This window comes from Paraburkholderia panacisoli (assembly GCF_008369935.1).
GTDB classification, from domain to species: Bacteria; Pseudomonadota; Gammaproteobacteria; order Burkholderiales; family Burkholderiaceae; genus Paraburkholderia; species Paraburkholderia panacisoli.
In genome coordinates, this window is record NZ_VTUZ01000017.1 from 179,089 (window position 1) to 195,959 (window position 16,871).

Sequence of the window (16,871 nt, forward strand, 5' to 3'; positions counted from 1 at the left end):
CGCCGGCGCACGCAGCAAACGCGACCGCTGTGCACCCTCACGCCTGTTCCGGCGCGCGTCCGAGCACCTGCGAATCCGATGCCGCCGCCGACGTCTCACCATGCGCGTGCCCATGCCCATGCCCCGGCGTCGTCACCGCAGCGGTGCCGCCGGGCCGGCGCACCGACTTCGCGTGCCGCTCGATCAGCCGTTGCAGCAGACAGAACGCGCACAGCAGCGCGCCGATCACGATGCGCGTCCACCACGAACTGAGCGTGCCGTCGAACGTGATCAGCGCCTGGATCGTGCCGAGAATGCCGACGCCGAACAGCGAGCCGATTACGTAGCCGACGCCGCCCGTCAGCAGCGTGCCGCCGATCACGGTGGCCGCGATCGCATCGAGCTCCATGCCCTGCCCTTGCAGACCGTAGCCCGACAACACGTAGAACGTGAATACCGCGCCGCCGAGCGCGGAGCAAAAGCCGCTCAGCGCATACACGCCGATCCGCGTGTGCGCGACCGGCAGGCCCATCAGCAACGCCGAACGCGGATTGCCGCCGACCGCGTACACGTTGCGGCCGAAACGCGTGAAATGCGCGACATAGATCGCGCCCAGCAGCGTCACCAGCGCGATCAGCACGTTCGCGGTGACCGAGCCGATGCCGATGTCGAGACGAAACGCCGAGATCTTCTGGAACGTCGGATCGGTGATCGTGATCGACTGCGTCGTGATCAGAAAGCACAGGCCGCGCGCGAAGAACATCCCGGCCAGCGTGACGATGAACGCCTGCAGACGGAAGAAGTGAATCAGCGCGCCCTGCACCGCGCCGAACACGGTGCCCATCAGCAGCACGATCGGGATGATCACCCACACCGGCCAATGCCAGTGTTCGGACAGCACCGCCTCGACGATGGTTGTCAGCGCGACAACCGAACCCACCGACAGATCGATGCCGCCGGACACGATCACGAACGTCATGCCGATCGCGACGATCAGCAGGAACGCGTTGTCGACCAGCAGGTCCAGCAGCACCTGCCACGAGAAGAAACCGGTGTACATCACCGAGCCGAAACCGAACAGCGCGAAGAACAACAGGATCGTGACGGCGATCGGCAGCGTGCGCGGATCGAGGAGATGGGCGAGCGCTTCGAGAAGTCGTCTCATCGTGCCACCCCGCGCTGCCTGAAGATCGACGCGCCGAACGACATCGCGAGTGCGCGCGCCGCCGGCGACTGGATCACGCTGACCGCGAGCACCACGGCCGCCTTGACGACCAGCGTCGCTTCAGGCGGCACGCCGATCGAATAGGTGGTGTAGGTCAGCGTCTGGATGATCAGCGCGCCCAGCACCGTGCCCGCGAAACTGAAGCGGCCGCCGAGCAGCGACGTGCCGCCGAGCGTCACCGCGAGAATCGCGTCGAGTTCGAGCAGCAGGCCGGCGTTGTTGCCGTCGGCGCTGCGCACGTTCGAGCTGATCAGGATGCCCGCCATCGACGCGGTCAAGCCCGAGAAGCTGTACACCGCGAACACGAGCGCCTTGGAGCGCAAGCCGACCAGGCGTGTTGCGACCGGATTGACGCCGATCGCGCGAATGAAGAGTCCGAGCGCCGTGCCTTCGACGAGCGCGGCGGTGGCGAGCACGGCGATCGTCGCGATCCACACGGAACACGGCACGCCGAGCCAGTAGCCGCCGCCGACGAACAGATAGCCAGGCGCGCCGATCGGAATGATCTGCCCGGCCGTCAGCAGTTGCGCGATGCCACGGCCCGCGACCATCAGGATCAACGTGGCGATGATCGGCTGCATGCCGACGAAGGACACCAGCAAGCCGTTCCACATGCCGCTCAGCACGCCGACGATCAACGCCGCCACCAGTGCCTGCGCGACCAGCCCCGCGCTCGGCACCGGCTGCGTCGCGAGGATCGTGGCCGCGGCGGCGCCCGCGATCGCCACCACCGCGCCGACGGAAATGTCGATGCCGCGCGTCGCGATCACCAGCGTCATGCCGATCGCGACGAGCACCAGCGGCGCGGCGCGATTGAGCACATCGATCGGCGCGCCGAACAGATGGCCGTCGAGCATGCGCAGCCACAGGAAATGCGGATTCACCCACAGGTTCAGACCGCACAGCAGCGCGAGCGTGATGCACGGCCAGATCAACGGACGCTCGACGCCGTCGCGCGCGAACCAGTTCGATAGCTTCATTCGCCGCTCCCCGCGATGAGTCGATAGATGTTGTCTTCGGTTGACGCCTTGCCGGCGACCTCGGCGATCTTGCGCCGGTCGCGCAGCACCGCGACGCGGTGGCTCACGCGCAGCACTTCGCCGATCTCCGACGAAATGAACAGGATGCTCAGACCGTTCGCGCAGAGCGCCAGCAGCCGGTCCATAATGTCGAACTTTGCGGCGACGTCGATGCCGCGCGTCGGTTCGTCGAGGATCAGCAGCTTCGGGTCGGTGGCGAGCCAGCGCGCGAGCAGCGCTTTCTGCTGGTTGCCGCCGGATAGCAGGCCGATCGGCTGCTCGGCGTCCGAAGCCTTGATGCCGAGCCGCTCGATCCATAGATCGGCCAGTTCGCGCGCGCGCTGCCGGCTGATCTTGCGCCACCAGCCGCGCCGCGCCTGCAGCGCCAGCAGAATGTTCTCGCGGATCGACAGCTCGGCGACGATGCCCTCTTTCTTGCGATCTTCCGCGCAATAGCCGATGCCGTGGCGCACCGCGTCGCGCGGCGAGCGCAGCCGCACGGGCCGGCCTTGCACGAGAATCGTGCCGCTGTCCGCGCGGTCCGCGCCGAACAGCAGGCGCGCGGTTTCCGTGCGGCCCGAGCCGAGCAGGCCGGCGAGGCCGAGAATCTGGCCGTGTTGCACGTCGAGATCGATCGGCTGGAGCGTGCCGCGCCGTCCGACACCGCGAAGTTCGACGAACGGCTGCGCCGTCTGAACACGCTGCGGATCCTGCGCGCCGTCATCGGACGCGTGCGCCGGATGGGCTTCGTGCGCGGCTTCGCGCAAGCGCGCGCTCATGCGCTCGTGACCGACCATCTTCGACACCAGCTGATCGGCGGACAGATCGCGCGCGAGGTATTCGCCTTCGCGCTCGCCGTTGCGCATCACCGTGATGCGGTCGGAAATCGCGTAGGTCTGTTCGATGAAATGCGTGACGAACAGAATCGCGATACCCGATTGCTTAAGATGCCGAAGTATTTTGAAAAGCTGCGCGACTTCGCTGTCGTCGAGACTCGAAGTCGGCTCGTCGAGAATCAGCACGCGCGCGTCGACCGATAGCGCTCGCGCGATCGCCACCATCTGCTGCACGGCGATCGGATACGCGTCGAGCGAACGCGTGACGTCGAGTGTCACGTCGAGGCGCGCCAGCGCGGCCTGCGCGCGCCGTTTGATGTCGGGCCAGTCGATCGCGCCGAAGCGCTTAGGCTGCCGGCCCGCGAAAATGTTTTCCGCCACCGACAGGTTCGGACACAGGTTGACTTCCTGATACAGCGTGCGAACGCCGGCCGCTTCGGCTTCTTGCGGCGACGCAAACGCGACCACTTCACCGCCGAGGCGGATCGTGCCCGCATCGGGCGCGATGACGCCGGTGAGCACGTTGATCAAGGTGGATTTGCCGGCGCCGTTCTGCCCCATCAGCGTATGAACCTCGCCGGGAAACAGGCGGAAATCGACCCGCTGCAGGGCCTTCACACCGGGGAATGTCTTGCTGACGCCGGCCGTGGCCAGAATGGGTTCAGGCGCGCTGGCGGCGCCGTCGGCGCCATTGACGATGGCGCCGTTCGCGCCAATAGCCGGCTGGTTCGGTTCGGAAGCGGGATGAGTCATGGACCTCGCTCGATCGGCTATGCGTGGGTTCGGCAGGTTCCAGCGGGATCCTGTTGAAAAGAGACCGCCCGCTGCCGAAGCAGCCCGGGCGGCCAGGCACCACTGGAGAAACCTGTTCGATCTATCCGTACTTGTGCATCTCCTCCGCGCCGCCTACCCGGCGGCGCATGTCGTGAGGAAAGCCTGGTCTGCGCTTCAGTACTTGCGCGTCGGCAGGGTTTGCGCCGCGACGCTCATCGGGAAGACGGTCTCTTCCGTGAGGATGCGTTTGGGCAGCGGCTTACCGGCCACCACGTCCTTCACCGCCGACATCAATTGCGGCCCCAGCAGCGGACTGCACTCCACGTCGACATTCATCTTGCCCGCGGCCATCGCCTGGAAGCCGCCCTTGGTCGCGTCGAACGACACGACGACGATGTCCTTGCCCGGATGCATGCCGGCCTCTTCCATCGCCTGGATCGCGCCGAGCGCCATGTCGTCGTTATGCGCATAAACGACGTTGATCTTGTTGCCGTAGGTCTTGATGAACGCTTCCATCACTTGCTTGCCGCCGGCGAGCGTGAAGTCGCCGCTTTGCGACGCGATGATCTTGAACTTGGGATCGCTCTTGATCACTTCGATCAGACCGGAGTGGCGGTCGTTGGCGGGCGCCGAGCCGACCGTGCCCTGCAGTTCAGCGATGTTGATCGGGCCTTTGTCGTCTTTGTAGTGATCTGCGAGCCAGTGGCCGCCGCGCCGCCCTTCCTCGAGGAAGTCGGAGCCGATCATCGTCACGTAGAGCGAGGTGTCTTTGACATCGATGTTGCGGTCGGTGAGGATCACCGGAATCTTCGCGGCTTTGGCTTCGCGAAGCACCGGTTCCCAGCCGGATTCAACGACCGGCGAAAACGCGATCACGTCAACTTTTTGCGCGATGTACGAACGGATCGCCTTGATCTGGTTTTCCTGCTTCTGCTGGGCGTCGGAGAACTTGAGCTTGATCTTCGCGTCCGCTGCGGCGGACTTGACCGACTCGGTGTTGGCGGTTCGCCATGCGCTTTCCGCGCCGACCTGCGCGAAACCGAGCGTAATCTGTTTATCCTGCGCGTAAGCGCCCGGCGTAGCCAGCGTCAGCGCGCCGATGCCTGCGGAAAGTGCGAGCGCGCCCAACGCACGACATGCGGCACGTCGTGTATTCGCCATGACTGTCTCCTGATCGTTGTTGTATAGGCGACCCAGCGAACCTGCCCAGCCCCTTCGGCCCTCACGGTGCGTGGATCGTGATGTAGCGTACTGTCTGGAGCGTTAACCGTCCAATCATATGATTCGCGGGAGCAATATCAATTTTGGTATAGCCGGCGGGATCGGCGCTGGACGCGACGGCAGAGAACGGAAAAAAGCGGAAAAGTTAGTGGCCCGCCGCGCGCGGCGTCACCGAGCGAAACGTCAGATTGACCCGCTCGCCAATCACGCGCGGCTCTTTCGGCACCCGGTGCCGCCACTGTGCCTGGGTGTCGCCCTTCATCACCAGCAAGCTGCCGCCCTTCAGCAAGAAAGACCGCACGACGCCGGTCTTGTTGTGTCGCAAATCGAACGTGCGCGCGACGCCCAGGCTGACCGATGCAATAACCGGCTGCACGCCGAGTTCGGGCTCGCGGTCCGCGTGCCAGCCCATGCTGTCCGCCCCGCTGCGGTAGCGGTTGAGCAGCACGCTGTTAAAGCGCGCGCCGCAGACGGCCTCCACGGCCGCCTTCAGTTCGGCGACGGCCGGCGTCCACGGTTGCGGCAGGTTGCGAATGCCCGAGTAGACGTACACCGCGTCCGGCTCGCCCTGCCACGCAGTCAGACGCGGTAGCGCGACGCGACCGGCGGGCGTGCCCATCGTGTCCTGTCGCCAGGCCACTTCGCCGATCAGTTGCGTCAAAGCGCGCGCTGCGGCGGCGGGGGGCAGCCAGTCGGGATACCAGTCGACGTCAGGCGTCGGCAGGTCATCGAAAAGATCCATCATGCGGTTACCTGGATGCTGAATGCGATTGCGCGGACTAAACATGCGCGGTGAGAACCTTGGCTATTATGGCGGGAACGACGAACGCGCTCGCCCATGTGCGTTGCGCTGTCATTCCACGCTGTCGTTAAAATCCCTCATTTCTTTCATAACGGACTACCGTCATGACTCTTTCCGATCAGGCACTCGATCAACTCTTTCGCGAGGCGCGCACCCATAACAGCTGGCAGCCCAAGCCGGTCGACGACGCCGTGCTCAGGCAACTCACCGAACTGGCCTTGCTCGGACCGACCTCGGCGAATTCGAGCCCCGGCCGCTTCGTGTTCGTCAAGACGCCGCAAGGCAAGGAGAAGCTGCGTCCGGCGTTGTCGGCGGGCAATCTGGAGAAGACGATGGCTGCGCCGGTCACGGTGATCGTCGGGATGGATATGGCGTTTTACGAGCATCTGCCGCGACTCTTTCCGCATGCGGATGCGCGCAGCTGGTTCGCCGGCAACGACCGCGCGATCGCGGACACGGCATTTCGCAATTCGACGCTGCAAGGTGGCTATCTGCTGCTTGCCGCCCGCGCGCTCGGTCTGGACACGGGTCCGATGTCGGGCTTCGACGCTGCCAAAGTGGACGAAGCGTTCTTTGCCGGCACCACCGTGAAGTCGAATTTCCTGATTAATCTCGGCTATGGTGATCCGTCGACACTGTTCGCGCGCAGTCCACGTTTCTCGTTCGACGAAGCCGCGCGGATTGTCTGATGCCCCGGCGCGGCTGGGTGCGGCTGGGTGCGGCTGAGTGCGGCTGGGTGCATTCGCGGCCGATGCGCTCAGGTGAGGATCGCCACGTAAAACACTACCGTGCCGATCAACGCGCCGACGAAGCAGAAGCCCTCGTCGGCCTCGTCGCCATTCGAGCGCAGCCATGCGCCGACGACGCCGAACAGCCCCGCGATGCCCAGCGCGACGCACAGCATCACCACGCCGAATAGTGCGCTCTTGCCCAGCTCGGAGAAGTCGATGTTGCGCACGGCGAAATACAGGCCAAGGGCCATTAAAGAAATGCCGACGAGCGGCAACATCACATGGCTGCCCTCGCGCCCGACGTGATGCGCGTGATGCTCATGATGCGCATGGCGCAATTGATGGCCCGATCTGAGCAGCTTCATGATGTGCCTCCCCCATCACCGTCTGCCGGCGACAAATCCCGTCATTGCCGAACCGCTGCGGCCCTCGCGGCGACCTTGCAACAAGCCGGTTCCTTTTGAGCATAGTCCACGCGCGGGCACAATTCAAAGCCCATTTAATTCGGTTGCACAGCGCGCTTCGACAAGCCTCGCGGCTACCGGGAATTGCTGCTATGCACGATTGCGCTCGCGCTTTTAGCGCAGGGCGCACGGCGCACGGCGCGTAATCCGCGAATTTGGCGCCTTCGGCAAGCGCCGGCACATGCCGGTAGAATGGTTCGCCCGGTCGCGAGCAGCGCTGCTGCCGACGAGCCATCGCCGACGCTCCTCAGTTCGTGCCGGCCCCTTCCCGCCCTGATCCTCTTATGCGCCGCTCATCGTTTTTTGTTCGCTTCATTCTGATTGGCATCCTGCTGCATATCTACGTAGGCTTACGTCTGATTCCGGACATGCCGATCGACGCCACCGGCCGCTGGTTGAGCGGCGCGTGGCTCGTGCTGTCGATCTTTCTGATTCCGCTGGGCATGATGGCGCGCAGCATCAAGCGACAACCGCTCGGCGACCGGCTTGCATGGGTCGGGCTGCTGGCGTTGGGCTTCTTCTCTTCGCTGCTGGTGCTCACCTTCGCGCGCGACCTGGTGCTCGCCTCGCTGCTGACCGTCGATGCGATCTGGCCGAATGCCATCGCAATCGCCCACTGGCGGACGGGCTCGGCGGCGGCGGTGCCGTTGCTCGCGCTGCTGTCGACGCTGGTGGGCCTGTTCAATGCGCGTCGCCGCGCAAAGGTGGTGACGATCGAAGTGCCGATCGACGACCTGCCGGCCGAACTCGACGGCTTCACGATCGTTCAGATCAGCGACATTCACGTGGGGCCGACCATCAAGGCCCGCTACGTGGATGCGATCGTCGACGCGGTGAACCGGCTCAAGCCTGATCTGATTGCTGTCACCGGTGACGTGGTGGACGGCAGCGTGCCGCAGTTGACCCGGCACACGCAACCGCTGTCGCGGCTCAGCGCGCGTCACGGCGCTTTTCTGGTGACCGGCAACCACGAGTACTACGCCGGCGCGAATGCGTGGATCGACGAGTTCCGCCGCCTGGGCTTGAACGTACTGCTTAACGAACACGTGATCGTGGATCACGATGGCGCGCGTGCGGTCATTGCTGGCGTGACCGACTATTCGGCAGGCCATCACGACCCGTCGCATCGCAGCGATCCGGTTGCGGCGCTCGCCGGCGCGCCAGGCGACATATTGATCAAGGTGCTGCTCGCCCACCAGCCGCGTTCCGCCGAAGCCGCCGCTGCGGCGGGCTTCACGCTGCAGTTGTCGGGCCACACGCACGGCGGCCAGTTCTTCCCGTGGAATTTCTTCGTGCGCTTTCAGCAGCCGTTCACGGCGGGTCTCGCGCGCCTGAACGGACTGTGGGTGTATACGAGCCGAGGCACCGGCTACTGGGGCCCGCCGAAGCGGCTGGGCGCGCCGTCGGAAATCACACGTTTGCGCCTCGTACCCGGCGAGCCGGACTAGATCGACGCTTACCAGATTGACTACTGCGCCGGCGCCACGGCCACGCTGACTTCCGGCGCAAACGTCACCGACACCTGCATGCCCGGCGCGATATTGGCGACCGCCGCCGGCTCACGGCTCTGGATATGGAACGCGGAGCCGTCCGCGCCCTTCAGCGCCAATACGCCGGTGGCGCGGTCGATTGCCGCAACCTCGGCGGTCACCGTTTGCGCGGTGTCGCGCGGGGCGGCCTGCGCGAACTTGCCTTGACCGTCCGCGGCATGCGTGACCCGGATCACCGCGTTGCGGATCATCCGGATATGGACCTTGCTACCCAGTCTGATCTGCGCGAGGTTGCGCGCGTCAGTGACGGTGAAGGCGCCTTCGCCGCCATGCGCGTCGAGTACGGTCAGCGAGCGCTTCGCCTGGTCGATTGATTTCACGACGCCTTCCGCCTGCATCGTGCGGCTGCCTTCGAACGGCGCGGGCAGAAGCGCGGCGGACGATACAAGCGGCGCAAACGCCAGCAACGCGCCGGCAACGATGCCGGAAGCTTTCACTTTCATACATTCCTCAAATAGGCCGAACGGCGGAACAGCAACGATGTCGTAGCTGATGAATGGCGCGTGGCTCGGCGCGCAAAGACGACTGAACAGTGCACGAACAAACATGCGAGCCAAACCGTCACAAGCAAAGCACAAAAAAGCGAACGTGAATGGAGCACCGCAGCAGCACGACACGCTCCGGAGTATCCAGACAGTGTGTTTTCCGAGAGAATGACCGTCAATATTCGGAGTCCGTATTTACGCGTGGATTGTTCCGTAAAAGTCAGTCGAAACGTCCTCAAACATGCGACGAAGGATTCGATGCGTCGCGTGATCCTGGCTTGACTTAAGTTTGTCCAGCCGCCTAGAATTCGCCAACCCCATTCAACCGGAATAACGATCTTGGACAGTGGCAGTTGTACTCGCCGAGCTTCGCTTCGCCCGATCGCCTGATCGGCAAGATTTCCGCGCCAGTCTTTCCTCTGCCGCCGTCTTGCCTTCGGGCCCGACAGCGCACGTCGTTCGCAAACCTTGTTGTACCAGTGAAGTGCCAGTGAAGCCGCGCATCGTGCATTTCCATGCCGACGCTCTGCGCCTTCGCGCGCCGCGAGCCATGGCTCGCGCGCTTCGTCGCGCATGACCACGCGCGCCCCATCGCGGCGACGCGCTGTTGTCACGCGTGGGGTTCACACTGCGCGAACACGCGCGTCAACCTTTCTGAACGATGACATTCGAATTCGTCTGGCGGCTCCTTGCCGCCTTTGCCTGTGGTGTCGCCATCGGCCTCGAGCGGCAGATGCGCCAGCGCAGTGCCGGCCTGCGCACCATCACGCTGGTCGCGAGCGGCGCGTGCCTGTTCGTCACGCTCGGCGTGTTGACGGGCACCGGCACGGCCGGCATCACGCAGATCGCCGCGTATGTGGTGTCCGGCGTCGGTTTTCTCGGCGGCGGCGTCATCATGCGCGACAAGGGTTCCATTCAGGGGATCAACACCGCGGCGACGCTGTGGTGCTCGGCGGCGGTGGGCGTGTTGTGCGGCGCGGGTCATTATGGGCCGGCGCTCGCCGGTACCGCGGTCGTGCTGCTGACCAACACGGTGCTGCGCGAAGTGAGCCGCACGATCAACGCCGCACCGGTTTCAAACGCCGACCTGGTGCGCGAGTACGTGTTGACGATCGTCTGCCGCGAGGCCGACGAGATCCACATTCGCACCGCCATTTCCAATTCCATGTACTCGACGCCACTGTCGTTTCAGAGTCTGACGAGTGAAGACCTCGAGCACGATGCCGGACGCATCCGCGTGACGGCGACGCTCAAGCTGCATCCAAAAGACCAGTCGAAGCTCGAACAGATGGCAAGCCGCCTGAGCATGGAAAAGAGTGTGTCCAGCGTCAGCTGGACGGCGACAGAAGCGGAGCCGACGCCGGAGTGACGCGCCGCGTGCAGGTTCCCCATGTCAGCGCGCATCGTCTACACTTCATCTGCAATAGATAGACATTGTTAATTCCGCGTCCTGAAAATGGACGGCCCCATCACCTTCGACTAAGCTCTAGCACCGTGATTTTTTATCCCTCAACCATGGAGTCCCGAATATGGAACACGGCATCATTGCATGGCTCATCATCGGCGCGATCGCAGGTTGGCTCGCAGGTGTGCTGGTCAAGGGCGGCGGCTTCGGCCTGATCGTCGACATCATTGTCGGGATTGTCGGCGCGTTCATCGGCGGCTGGCTTGCCGGCGTGCTGCATATCTCGCTGGGCGGCGGCTGGATCGGCTCGATCATCACCGCTGTGATCGGCGCGGTCATTCTATTGTTTCTTATCCGCCTCATCCGACGAGGCAGTTGAGCACAGCATCTGATGTCCGAAGAAGCGTCAGGGGCGAACGCCGCCTGACGCTTCGCTGCTTCAAAGACCCGTCTGGGTCGCCGGCAACATCGAGCCGGTATCGTGCAACCGCATATGCCAGGCGAAGGCCTGGTCCAACCGATGCGGCGTCTGCCCTCCCCCTCGCAAAGCGTCCCGATAGTAGTCACGCAGCAGATCGCGATACAGCGGGTGTGCGCAGTTTTCGATGATCAACATCGCGCGTTCTCGCGGCGCCAATCCGCGCAGATCGGCAAGGCCCTGCTCCGTCACGACCACGTCCACGTCGTGTTCGTTGTGATCGCAGTGCGGCACCATCGGCACGATGCTCGAAATGCGGCCGCCCTTCGCCATCGACTTCGTTGCGAAGATCGCGCATGACGCGTTGCGCGCGAAGTCGCCCGATCCGCCGATGCCGTTCATCATGTGCGTGCCGCCCACGTGTGTCGAATTCACGTTGCCGTAGATATCGAGTTCGAGCGCGGTATTCAGCGCGATCAGACCGAGCCGGCGAATCACTTCAGGATGGTTGCTGACTTCTTGCGGACGCAGCACGAGGCGGTCGCGATAGCGCGCCAGTTCGCTGAACACCTGCGCCTGGCGCGCGGCCGACAACGTGATCGATGCACCCGACGCGAAGGTCACCTTGCCGGCGTCCATCAGATCGAAGGTCGAATCCTGCAGTACTTCTGAGTAAATTTCGAACGCGTCGAAAGGCGAATCGACGAAGCCGGCGAGCACCGCGTTCGCAATCGTGCCGATGCCCGCCTGCAATGGCGGCAATTGCCGGGGCATGCGTGCGCGCGACACTTCGTGCCGGAAAAATTCGATCAGATGGCCGGCAATCAACTGGGTTTCCTGATCCGCCGGGAGCACCGTCGAGGAACTGTCGGCCATATTGGTGATGACGATCGCTGCGATCTTCTCGAGCGGAATGTCGATGGCCGGCGTCCCGACGCGGTCCTGCGCACGAACGATGGGCAGCGGCTCGCGGTGCGGCCTGCGGCCCGGAATCCAGATGTCGTGCAGCCCTTCGAGCGCGAGCGGCTGCGCAAGATTGATTTCGACGATCACCTTGTCGGCGAGGATCGCGAAGCTGGCCGAATTGCCGACCGAGGTGGTCGGCACAATGCCGCCGGTCTCGGTGATCGCGGTGGCTTCGATGATGGCGACGTCGAGTTTGCCGAGCTGGTTCGCGCGCAGCATCTCGACGGTTTCAGACAGATGCTGATCGACGAACATGACGTCGCCGCGATTGATCGCGTCGCGCAAGGTCTTGTCGACCTGGAACGGCAGACGGCGCGCGAGCACGTGCGCCTCGGTGAGCATGCGGTCCACGTCATGACCGAGCGATGCGCCCGTCATCAACGTGATACGCAGCGACTTGCCTTCCTCGCGCGCCCGCTCCGCCAGCGCCACCGGGACGGCTTTCGCGTCGCCCGCGCGCGTGAAGCCGCTCGCGCCCACGCGCATGCCGTCCTGAATCAGAAGCGCCGCTTCGGCGGCTGAGGTGATTTTTCCGCGCAGTGCGGCACAACGAATCCGGTCTTCGTACATGAAACTGACTCTCTCCAAAATCCCCAGGGGGCGGACTACCGGTGCGCACGTCTGCGGTGTGCTTCGCTCAGTAGCCAGAATGTCGCACCCGCCGCGGCGTCTCCTCGGCTTCTCGATGGGGACGGCGTCGCGGCCTGGTGTTTCGCCGTTTGCGCAGTGCTCGCGGCAGGTGTTACCCGTACTTCAGATGCTGCTAGTGGCGCTGCTTAGCTGCCGAAATAGGTATTGCAGAAGCTCACCGGGCCGACGCACTCTTCTGCTTTGGCCTTCGGCGCTGCAACGCGGCCGTGTGCGGCGACGTCGTCGGCGCGCTGCGCATTCGCCTGGGCAACCTGTTGCTCAGGTGCGGCAGGTGCTGTTTGCGCATGGGCGACAACAGCGGACAGAGAGCAGGCAATCAGGACAAGCTTCAACACTTTCATTTCATTCTCCAGGACTTACGGTAGCTGCGCGGCAGTGACTGCGTGGCAGTGATGAAACTATAGGATTGCCACTCACGCAGATAAACGGGGCTGGCCGGAAGTGATCTTTCCAACTGGCGGAAGGATCGCTGGGGATGGAGGGAATCGGTGCGCATCGCTTAACGCGCGTTGAACGGCGCGTCCTTGTCGAGCAACGCGGTGCGAATGAAGTGCAGGCAACCCAGGATGCGCTGCAGGTCGTGCCGTCTGTCGCGATCGGCATGCACCGTTTGCAGCATGTCCTGCGCGATCCACGAGGCCGAGCGCACGGAGACGAGCGCGCGTTCGAGCGCTCGCGTACCGGGCCGCTCGAAGAGCAGCGCGAGGTCCGCGCGAGTGCGCTCGATAGCACCGCTCCAGCGTGGATGAAGGGCGTCCACATAAGCGGCGCGCGCCGTTTCGTTGCGCAGATCGATCACCGCGTGGCCGACTTCGAGCGTCGCGAGCATCCAGCGCAACGCGTCGCGCCGACGTCGGGAACGCCGCGTCAGGAGCATGCGCAGTTGCGAGGTCAGATCGTGCGTGCTCGACTGGAAACGCTGATTGAGTCCCGGCAATTCGCCCTTGCACGCGAACACGGCTTGCGCGCGCAAGTCGCCCATGATCCGTTCGATGAGCCATGGCATGTCGGCCGGAAAGACCACCGCGAAGACCAGCGCCGCCAGCAACATCGACGCCGTGAGCGCGATGCCATTATTGATGAGCAGATCCGGCGCATAAGCGACGACGTTGTCCGGTCCGGCGAGCAGGCAGAAAAACACGGAAAAGCCGATGCCATACCCGGCTGCATACTTGCGTGTCGCAATGAATGCGCCCAGCGCAAGCACCGGTGCGAGCATCGTGCAAAGCAATGGGAAGCCGTCAATGTTCGGGTACACGTAGCACGTGAACAGGTAGCCGGTCATTGTCGCGAGCACCGCGCCGACCGCCATCTGCACGGCCATCTTCGTCGCGTTCGGCGCGGTCGAGGTCAACGCGCAGGCCAACGCCGCACCGATCATCGCGAGGCCGCCGCTCGGCCAGTCGGTCGCGATCCAGAACGAGCCCGCAATGGCCATCACCACGGCGGAACGCACAAACGCAAACGCGACGACGAAGCTGTTCGTGTGGCTCACATAGCGGCTCGGATTGCGTCGCTGCTGCAGGCTCTCGGGCTTGCGCCGAGCCAACGATGCGTAGGTCTCCGAGTAGCGGATCCACTCGTCGACGAAGCGGTATAGCAGTTCCGCCGCCGTGTCGAAGTCCGCCAGCGATTCGGCGGGTGCCGGCTCGAGTGGCCGTCTCGTTTCGCGCACGCGCCGTGGCAGATTCGCCTGGAAGAGACGCAAGCCGCCCAGTTGCGCGGCGTCCGCGGCCGGCGCGCTGCGCGGCGCAAGCAGCGTGGCCAGTTCACGGAAGTACGGCGTGATCGCCGCGATCACCGGTGCCGCGCCGTTCGCGCGCAACCGCTTGAGCAGCTGGTGCAATGCATGCAGTCGCGCGCAGGCATCCATGAACTCGCCGTTCAGACGGCCGAGATGCTGGCTGCGCGAGCGCATCGCCGGGTCTTCGAAGGCGGCGAAGGTACGCGTCGCCTCGAAACCGACGATCTCGTCGACGAGGTCCGCAAAGCGCCGTTCGAATTGGCCACGCTCGATACCGCGATCCAGCACATCGGCAGCGAACGCAGTAAAATTTGCGAATCGATTTTGCAGCGCCCGCCGCAGCGCAAGACTCGAGCGCTGCGGCACGATCAGCGCACTCACCGCGCTTGAACACACGATGCCGACCGCCACTTCCGCCGCGCGCGTAAGCGCCGCCAGAAACAGATCGTGCGGCGCCGTGACATTCGGAATGCCGATCAGCGCGGCGGTGTAGCCCGCCAGCACGAAGCCGTACCACCTGAAATGCCGATACCGGACCGCCGCAGCAATACAGGCGCTAACCCAGCCGATCATGCCGAGCATATACAACTCGGGCTGCTGGACGAACAGCGCGCCGAGCACCAGCGCGGCGACCGTCCCCACCGCCGTGCCGAGAATCCGGTAGAAACTCTTTGCGAGCACCATCCCGCTGAACGGTTGCATCAGCACGAACACCGTTGTCATCGCGATGCGCGGTTGCGGCAGATCGAACAGCATCGCAATGCCCAGCGCCAGCAGACCCGCCGTGACGGTTTTCAGCAAATGCAGCCAGATCAAGCCGTCGCTGGTCGACCAGTCGCGTACGGCGGGAATGAACGTCCGGCGATTGAATGTTTGCCACAGCACGCTCCACGGCCGGAAGAGGTCCGCCGTCGGTTTGATCGCATGTTGGCGTTTCATCTGAAAGCAATGCGTCCCGGTTGGTCGCTGAAAGAAGCGCCGGCGAACACCGCGCACACCGGCAGGCAAGGCGCCGATTGTAGGAGCATGCTATGGAGGCATTAAGGGGATAGGTGCGGAACGTCCCTTCCAGAACGGACAACAATGCGCCTGCGAGACAGGCGGACAATACGGCTTCTGCCGTGAAATAGAAGGATCGATGGATACGTTACAAAATATGCGAGTGTTCGTGCGCGTGGTCGAAGCCGGCAGTTTCACCGCCGCCGCGCAGTCGCTCAATTCGACGACCGGCGCGATGTCGCGCGCGGTTTCGGAACTCGAAGCCCATCTGCGTACGCGCTTGCTGAACCGCTCGACGCGACGGCTCGCGCTCACCACTGCGGGCGAGCGTTATCTGAAGCGCTCCCAGCAGATTCTCGCGGACGTCGACACCGCGGAAGAGGAAGCCAGTTGCGCGCACGAGCGGCCGACGGGTGCCTTGCGCATGCATAGCTTCGCGAGCATCGGACAGCATTATGTGTTGCCGGCCATCAAGCGCTATCGCGCGCTTTATCCGGAGGTGACCGTCGAGCTGACGTTGTCGCAGCGCATGCCCGATCTGTTCGAAGGCAGCGCCGATGTCGCCGTGATCGGCGCCTCGACTCTGCCTGATTCGGATCTCGTGTCGCTGCCGCTCGGGACGACCTTTAGCATTTTGTGCGCTTCGCCGGCTTATGTGCGAGCGCACGGTGCGCCGCAAAAGCCGGGCGATCTGGCGAATCATGAATGTCTGATCCTGCACACGCCGGCGTTTCCGCCGCACGAATGGGTGCTCGACGGCCCGCACGGCAGCGAGATGATGGAAGTGAACGGCCCAGTGCACGTCAATATTGCGGAGTCGCTGATCGTGGCGATTCGCGAAGGAATGGGTATCGGTATGGTGCCGCTTTATGCGGCTATTTCGGGGTTGCGTGATGGCACGTTAGTGCGTGTGTTGCCGGAACATACGCTGCAAAAGATGAATGTTTATGCGCTGTATCCATCCCGCAAGTTCATCGATGCAAAGACAAGGACGTGGGTCGAATTCTTGCGTACGCACCTACCGAAGGTGATTGCACGCGATGAAGCGCTGCTGGCTGAGGTTGGGCAAACGAATTCCGGTGATGTCGAGTTGCCTGTGGGGGCAAGCGGCGTCGGGGATATTGCCGCGCTGTGATGCGGATTTAGCAGTGGGCGCCGCCGGTTGCGAAAAGACGCGGCGGTGCTGAAAACAGGGATGTGCGTTGGCGGTGTGCAGCGGCTATTCGATTGCCGACTAGTTGGTCCGCACGCGGTGTACCGGGACGGTGCGCTGCGGGTGAGTCGCGATGGCGCGTCGGTGGTGGGCCGGGGCTATCTGGAGACCGGTTATGCTAACGCGCTGCGGATCGGGAAGCCGTGACGTGCGGCGAGAGGATGGAGCGCGGTTTCGCAGCCGTTTTCTGCCCTTGCGCCCTGCGGATTCCGCCGCCCCAAACGCAGAAACCCCACCTTTTGGGGGTGGGGTTTCTGTTCACTGCTGGGGAGCCTGACGATTACCTACTTTCACACGGGCAATCCGCACTATCATCGGCGTAGAGTCGTTTCACGGTCCTGTTCGGGATGGGAAGGGGTGGGACCGACTCGCTATGGTCATCAGGCATG

15 protein-coding genes and 1 rRNA gene are annotated in these 16,871 nt (G+C 63.9%); 5 read left to right on the forward strand and 11 right to left on the reverse strand.

Features of this window, described 5'->3' with window-relative positions:
* Window positions 1-37: 37 nt before the first annotated feature.
* From yjfF to FVF58_RS25035, 5 genes are all read right to left on the reverse strand, one after another.
* Complete coding sequence (gene yjfF, locus FVF58_RS25015) at window positions 38-1,144, reverse strand: galactofuranose ABC transporter, permease protein YjfF (protein WP_149672512.1); 1,107 nt, start codon at window positions 1,142-1,144, stop codon at window positions 38-40.
* A complete protein-coding gene (locus FVF58_RS25020; protein WP_149672513.1) occupies window positions 1,141-2,184 on the reverse strand; it encodes an ABC transporter permease in 1,044 nt (347 codons plus the stop codon). Before FVF58_RS25020 ends, yjfF begins: the two co-directional genes overlap by 4 nt.
* The gene (locus tag FVF58_RS25025) at window positions 2,181-3,812 is read right to left on the reverse strand and encodes a sugar ABC transporter ATP-binding protein (protein ID WP_149672514.1); all 1,632 of its coding nucleotides are present in this window, start codon (window positions 3,810-3,812) and stop codon (window positions 2,181-2,183) included. The genes FVF58_RS25020 and FVF58_RS25025 overlap by 4 nt, the downstream gene beginning before the upstream one ends.
* 195 nt (window positions 3,813-4,007) lie before the next feature.
* Window positions 4,008-4,994 carry an ABC transporter substrate-binding protein gene (locus FVF58_RS25030; protein ID WP_149672515.1) on the reverse strand — a complete coding sequence of 329 codons (987 nt, stop codon included), beginning with the start codon at window positions 4,992-4,994 and terminating at the stop codon, window positions 4,008-4,010.
* Window positions 4,995-5,199: 205 nt separating this feature from the next.
* A complete protein-coding gene (locus tag FVF58_RS25035) occupies window positions 5,200-5,799 on the reverse strand; it encodes an alpha-ketoglutarate-dependent dioxygenase AlkB family protein (RefSeq protein ID WP_149672516.1) in 600 nt (199 codons plus the stop codon).
* Window positions 5,800-5,960: 161 nt separating this feature from the next.
* Here FVF58_RS25035 and FVF58_RS25040 point away from each other — a divergent pair, with 161 nt between their 5' ends.
* Entirely contained in the window at window positions 5,961-6,545 is a 585-nt protein-coding gene (locus tag FVF58_RS25040) for a malonic semialdehyde reductase (protein WP_149672517.1), read from the forward strand.
* 68 nt (window positions 6,546-6,613) lie between these two features.
* Here FVF58_RS25040 and FVF58_RS25045 read toward each other — a convergent pair whose 3' ends face one another.
* Complete coding sequence (locus FVF58_RS25045) at window positions 6,614-6,952, reverse strand: hypothetical protein (RefSeq protein WP_149672518.1); 339 nt, start codon at window positions 6,950-6,952, stop codon at window positions 6,614-6,616.
* Between the two features lie 383 nt (window positions 6,953-7,335).
* On the opposite strand from FVF58_RS25045, the gene FVF58_RS25050 reads away from it, so the two are divergent.
* A complete protein-coding gene (locus FVF58_RS25050) occupies window positions 7,336-8,499 on the forward strand; it encodes a metallophosphoesterase (RefSeq protein ID WP_149672519.1) in 1,164 nt (387 codons plus the stop codon).
* 20 nt (window positions 8,500-8,519) lie between these two features.
* Here the strand turns inward: FVF58_RS25050 and FVF58_RS25055 are convergent, their stop codons facing one another.
* The gene (locus FVF58_RS25055) at window positions 8,520-9,044 is read right to left on the reverse strand and encodes a hypothetical protein (RefSeq protein ID WP_149672520.1); all 525 of its coding nucleotides are present in this window, start codon (window positions 9,042-9,044) and stop codon (window positions 8,520-8,522) included.
* A 703-nt stretch (window positions 9,045-9,747) separates the two neighbouring features.
* Here FVF58_RS25055 and FVF58_RS25060 point away from each other — a divergent pair.
* Window positions 9,748-10,455: an MgtC/SapB family protein gene (locus tag FVF58_RS25060; protein ID WP_149672521.1), complete on the forward strand. Its 708-nt coding sequence runs from the start codon at window positions 9,748-9,750 to the stop codon at window positions 10,453-10,455.
* A gap of 160 nt (window positions 10,456-10,615) precedes the next feature.
* Window positions 10,616-10,870, forward strand: coding sequence for a GlsB/YeaQ/YmgE family stress response membrane protein (locus FVF58_RS25065; protein WP_149672522.1), 255 nt, complete (start codon window positions 10,616-10,618; stop codon window positions 10,868-10,870).
* 60 nt (window positions 10,871-10,930) lie between these two features.
* On the opposite strand, the gene scpC is transcribed toward FVF58_RS25065, so the two are convergent.
* The 3 genes from scpC to FVF58_RS25080 all read right to left on the reverse strand — a co-directional run bounded on the left by scpC (window position 10,931) and on the right by FVF58_RS25080 (window position 15,209).
* Window positions 10,931-12,445: a succinyl-CoA:acetate CoA-transferase ScpC gene (gene scpC / locus FVF58_RS25070; RefSeq protein WP_149672523.1), complete on the reverse strand. Its 1,515-nt coding sequence runs from the start codon at window positions 12,443-12,445 to the stop codon at window positions 10,931-10,933.
* 206 nt (window positions 12,446-12,651) lie between these two features.
* Window positions 12,652-12,867, reverse strand: coding sequence for a hypothetical protein (locus tag FVF58_RS25075; RefSeq protein ID WP_149672524.1), 216 nt, complete (start codon window positions 12,865-12,867; stop codon window positions 12,652-12,654).
* 158 nt (window positions 12,868-13,025) lie between these two features.
* Window positions 13,026-15,209, reverse strand: coding sequence for an FUSC family protein (locus tag FVF58_RS25080; protein ID WP_149672525.1), 2,184 nt, complete (start codon window positions 15,207-15,209; stop codon window positions 13,026-13,028).
* 199 nt (window positions 15,210-15,408) lie between these two features.
* On the opposite strand from FVF58_RS25080, the gene FVF58_RS25085 reads away from it, so the two are divergent.
* Window positions 15,409-16,404 carry a LysR family transcriptional regulator gene (locus tag FVF58_RS25085; RefSeq protein WP_149672526.1) on the forward strand — a complete coding sequence of 332 codons (996 nt, stop codon included), beginning with the start codon at window positions 15,409-15,411 and terminating at the stop codon, window positions 16,402-16,404.
* A gap of 349 nt (window positions 16,405-16,753) precedes the next feature.
* On the opposite strand, the gene rrf is transcribed toward FVF58_RS25085, so the two are convergent.
* A 5S ribosomal RNA gene (gene rrf / locus FVF58_RS25095) occupies window positions 16,754-16,867 on the reverse strand.
* Window positions 16,868-16,871 lie beyond the last annotated feature (4 nt).